The organism is Fulvivirga aurantia (genome assembly GCF_009711475.1).
GTDB classification, from domain to species: domain Bacteria; phylum Bacteroidota; class Bacteroidia; order Cytophagales; family Cyclobacteriaceae; genus Fulvivirga; species Fulvivirga aurantia.
The window spans coordinates 1-3759 of record NZ_SMMD01000541.1 but is presented as its reverse complement, the minus strand read 5'-3'; the positions used below and the strand labels follow the sequence as shown (position 1 = coordinate 3759).

The window sequence follows — 3759 nt, the reverse complement described above, 5'->3', positions numbered from 1 at the left end:
ACCACAAATAAACGAATAACTCACTTAAAAGATATATAAGCAATGTCATTGAAAGAGCAGATCAATCAGGATATTAAAAAAGCAATGTTAGAAAAGAAGAAAGACGAGCTCACAGCTTTGAGAGCTATAAAGTCTGCAATCTTACTTGCTGAATCTGAAAAAGGAGCCTCTGAGGGTGATATCAGCGAAGAAGCCGAATTAAAACTACTGACTAAAGCGGCTAAACAACGGAAAGAATCCGCAGATCTTTATGAGAAAGAAGGCCGTAAAGACCTGGCTGAGAAAGAACTTTTAGAATACGAAGTGATAAGTAGATATCTGCCAAAACAACTTACTCAAGATGAACTAGAAGTTGAAGTAAAGCAAATCATTACTGAAGTGGGAGCATCCGGACCGCAGGATATGGGTAAAGTGATGGGTGTAGCTACGAAAAAACTGGCTGGGAAGGCAGAAGGTAAAGCTATATCTGGTACGGTAAAGAATTTACTAGCGAAGTAATTTGAGTACAATTGATATCGTACTGCTCATACCCTTACTGTTTGGAGCTTATAAAGGATTTAAAAAGGGTTTCTTACTCGAGGTGATTGCAATTTTGGCATTCATTTTGGCAATTATTGGCGGTTTTAAACTGCTACATCTCGCCATGGATTTTCTTGATCAGAATTTTAGTATTCAAGGAGACTTGTTGCCTTATATTGCCTTCATAGCTATTTTCATAGCTATTATACTTGGGGTAAATCTCTTGGGTAAAGCGCTCAAAAGAGTAATTGATCTTACACTTTTAGGTACGGTCGACAATTTGGCAGGTCTTATCATTTCTGTGCTTAAGTGGGCATTTGGCCTAAGTGTGATTTTATGGCTTACAGACTCATTTGGATTCAATCTGCCGGAAGAATGGTTAGATGGTTCATTGCTCTACCCAATAATCTTACCATTTGCTCCTACTGTAGTAGATTACTTTTCTGCATTGATACCATTCGCCCACGATCTTTTTGATATGATCAAATCTATGTTGCAAGGTGATTCTGCTGCTTGATAATTTTGACTCATTCACCTACAATCTGGTAGATTATTTCGAGCAACTAGGCATAAAATGCCAGGTGGTTCGTAATGACACCGATCCGGATAAAATTTTTGAACAGCCGTTTGATGGCTTGGTGATAAGTCCCGGGCCGGAAGTTCCGGGGAAATCCGGAAACCTCATACAGGTTTTAGATTATTATCATGACAAAATACCCGTTCTGGGCATATGTTTAGGGCATCAGGCAATAGGGGAGTACTTTGGGGGCAAGATTGTAAAGGCCCAAAAACCCATGCACGGTAAGTTGTCAAAAACATCTTTGAATACAGACGGTTTATTTAAGCATATCCCAAACACAATACAAGTAGTAAGATACAATTCTCTTTTAGTGGATGAACTTCCTGATTCTTTAAAAGTAATTGGCAAATCAGAGACAGGCGAAATTATGGCCTTAAGACATAATACACTCCCTTTGTGGGGTGTCCAGTTTCACCCGGAAGCAGCATTGACAGAATACGGGTTGGAAATTTTGAAAAATTGGTTAGATTATAATGACTTAACATTTTAATTATCCATTTTTGTTTACTTTGCAATAGACTGATCTAGCTTTAAATTATGGCATTAATAGTCAAAGAGGAAAAAGACTTTAAATATATAGATGAAGGTGAGGGAGAAGTTTTACTACTACTTCACGGATTATTTGGTGCGCTAAGTAACTGGGAAGAGGTTGTTGGTCACTTTAAGAAAAATTATCGAGTCGTAATCCCGCTTCTACCTATTTATGAAATGCCTATCCGACAAGCAGGTCTTGAGGGGCTCAATTCTTTTCTGGAGAAGTTTGTGGCATTAAAGAATCTGAAAGATGTCAATATCATTGGAAATTCTTTAGGAGGGCATGTAGGTCTTATTTATACATTGGCAAACAACGCTAATGTCAAACGATTGGTGCTTACAGGTAGCTCAGGATTATTCGAAAACTCCATGGGGGGCTCATTCCCAAGAAGGGGAAGCTATGATTACATAAAAGAAAGAGTGGCTTACACTTTTTACGACCCGGAGACTGCTACCGATGAGTTGGTACAGGAAGTATTTGAAACGACTAAAAGTATTCCAAAATGTATGCGTATTGTGGCTATTGCAAAGTCGGCACAGCGCAACAACATGGCTAAAGACATACCAAGAATCAAGCAACCAACCTTATTAATTTGGGGGCTTAATGATACTATAACTCCTCCTATGGTCGCTCATGAGTTCAACAAGCTTATTCCTAACTCTAAACTTAAGTTTGTTGATAAATGCTGCCATGCGCCTATGATGGAGCACCCAGAGAAGTTTAATAAAATTTTAGACAACTTTTTGAATGACAATTGAGATGTTAGCAGAGGAGTTGATAAACCATATGATTCCACCTTTGAAATTGACAGATGATGTGCATAAGGCCATGCTGTGGATGGAGGAATTGAGGTGTAACCAACTTCCGGTGGTAGATAATCAGAAGTTTTTAGGGCTACTTACAGAAGAAGTAATTCTGGAAAACAATGATGTAGAAAAGAAAGTAAGTGATATGGAGCTGATCGCTTCATCTTGTATGGTTACAAGTAACTCACACTTTTATGACGTATTAAAAGTTTCGTCTGATAATGATGCGCACTTAGTAGGTGTCATCAATGAGGCTGGTGAGTATACCGGGGTGATCACAGTTCAAGACATTGTCACGAGTTTTGCCCAATCTGCTGCAGTGCAAATACCTGGAGGAATCATCGTATTATCAATCAAACAAATTGATTATTCTCTGGCCGAAATAAGTCGTCTGGTAGAAGAAAATAATGCCAAAATACTAAGCAGCAGTATTAAAATTGATGACCAGGATCCTAATATGCTCAAGGTCACACTTAAAATAAATCGTTTAGATCTCACCCACGTAGTAGCTACATTAGAGCGCTTTGGCTATAAGTTAATTGCTCGCTTTCAAGAGACAAAAGTGCTCGAAGAAGAAAAGGGCAAAATTGACATGCTACTTAAATATCTGGATATATAAATTACCGATTTATGAAAATTGGTATACACGGAAAAGACTTTAACCGGGAAACGGGACAGTTTATTCAAGAAGTATTTGATTCTCTTTCTGCAAAAAATGCACAATTAGAATTGTCAGAAGAATTTTTTGACCTTGCTAAGAATGCCAGTATTTCTTTGCCAGAAGTAAACGTATATAACGAGCACAGCGATCTGAGCCATCTCGATTGCTGCCTTACCTTGGGTGGAGATGGTACCTTGCTTGAAGCAGTGACCCACATCGGAAGAGCAGAAACACCAATTTTAGGCATAAATACAGGTAGGTTAGGGTTTTTGGCGACAACCTCAAAGGCAGATTTTAAAGATGCGCTCGATGCAATTTTTGAAAAACGTTATACTTATGACGAACGAGCACTTTTAAAACTCGAATCTGATAATCAGCTTTTCGATGGACTTAATTTTGCGCTAAACGATTTTGCCATTCTGAAGAAAGATACCTCTTCTATGATTGTCGTTCATGCTTTCGTAGATGGTGAATTTTTAAACTCTTATTGGGCTGATGGTGTAATTGTAGCTACACCTACCGGTTCTACCGGATACTCAGTGAGTTGTGGTGGCCCATTAGTGCTTCCTCAGTCAAACAATTTTGTCATCACGCCTGTTAGTCCACATAATCTAACGGTGAGACCGATGATTGTGCCCGATGATTGTGAGTTGTCATT

The 3759-nt window shown here is 38.7% G+C and carries 6 protein-coding genes; all 6 read left to right on the top strand.

Annotated features, from left to right (window positions below; translation table 11 throughout):
* The first annotated feature begins 42 nt into the window (after nt 1–42).
* A complete protein-coding gene (locus E1176_RS04335; RefSeq protein ID WP_155209344.1) occupies nt 43–498 on the top strand; it encodes a GatB/YqeY domain-containing protein in 456 nt (151 codons plus the stop codon).
* Between the two features lies 1 nt (nt 499).
* Nucleotides 500–1036 (top strand): CvpA family protein, encoded by a 537-nt coding sequence (locus E1176_RS04330; RefSeq protein WP_155209343.1) that lies wholly within the window; start codon nt 500–502, stop codon nt 1034–1036.
* Nucleotides 1020–1589 carry a glutamine amidotransferase-related protein gene (locus E1176_RS04325; protein ID WP_185152620.1) on the top strand — a complete coding sequence of 190 codons (570 nt, stop codon included), beginning with the start codon at nt 1020–1022 and terminating at the stop codon, nt 1587–1589. The genes E1176_RS04330 and E1176_RS04325 overlap by 17 nt, the downstream gene beginning before the upstream one ends.
* Nucleotides 1590–1636: 47 nt before the next feature.
* Nucleotides 1637–2392: an alpha/beta fold hydrolase gene (locus E1176_RS04320; protein ID WP_155209342.1), complete on the top strand. Its 756-nt coding sequence runs from the start codon at nt 1637–1639 to the stop codon at nt 2390–2392.
* Nucleotides 2382–3059: a CBS domain-containing protein gene (locus E1176_RS04315; protein ID WP_246205937.1), complete on the top strand. Its 678-nt coding sequence runs from the start codon at nt 2382–2384 to the stop codon at nt 3057–3059. The genes E1176_RS04320 and E1176_RS04315 overlap by 11 nt, the downstream gene beginning before the upstream one ends.
* A gap of 11 nt (nt 3060–3070) precedes the next feature.
* Nucleotides 3071–3759: NAD(+)/NADH kinase (locus E1176_RS04310; protein WP_155209341.1), on the top strand; the 689-nt coding region annotated here is incomplete at its 3' end.

What these genes read in the sequence shown, in the direction of transcription:
- E1176_RS04320 (WP_155209342.1), top strand. Translation starts at nt 1,637, where the DNA reads ATGGCATTAATAGTCAAAGAGGAAAAAGACTTTAAATATATAGATGAA.
- E1176_RS04335 (WP_155209344.1), top strand. Translation starts at nt 43, where the DNA reads ATGTCATTGAAAGAGCAGATCAATCAGGATATTAAAAAAGCAATGTTA.
- E1176_RS04315 (WP_246205937.1), top strand. Translation starts at nt 2,382, where the DNA reads ATGACAATTGAGATGTTAGCAGAGGAGTTGATAAACCATATGATTCCA.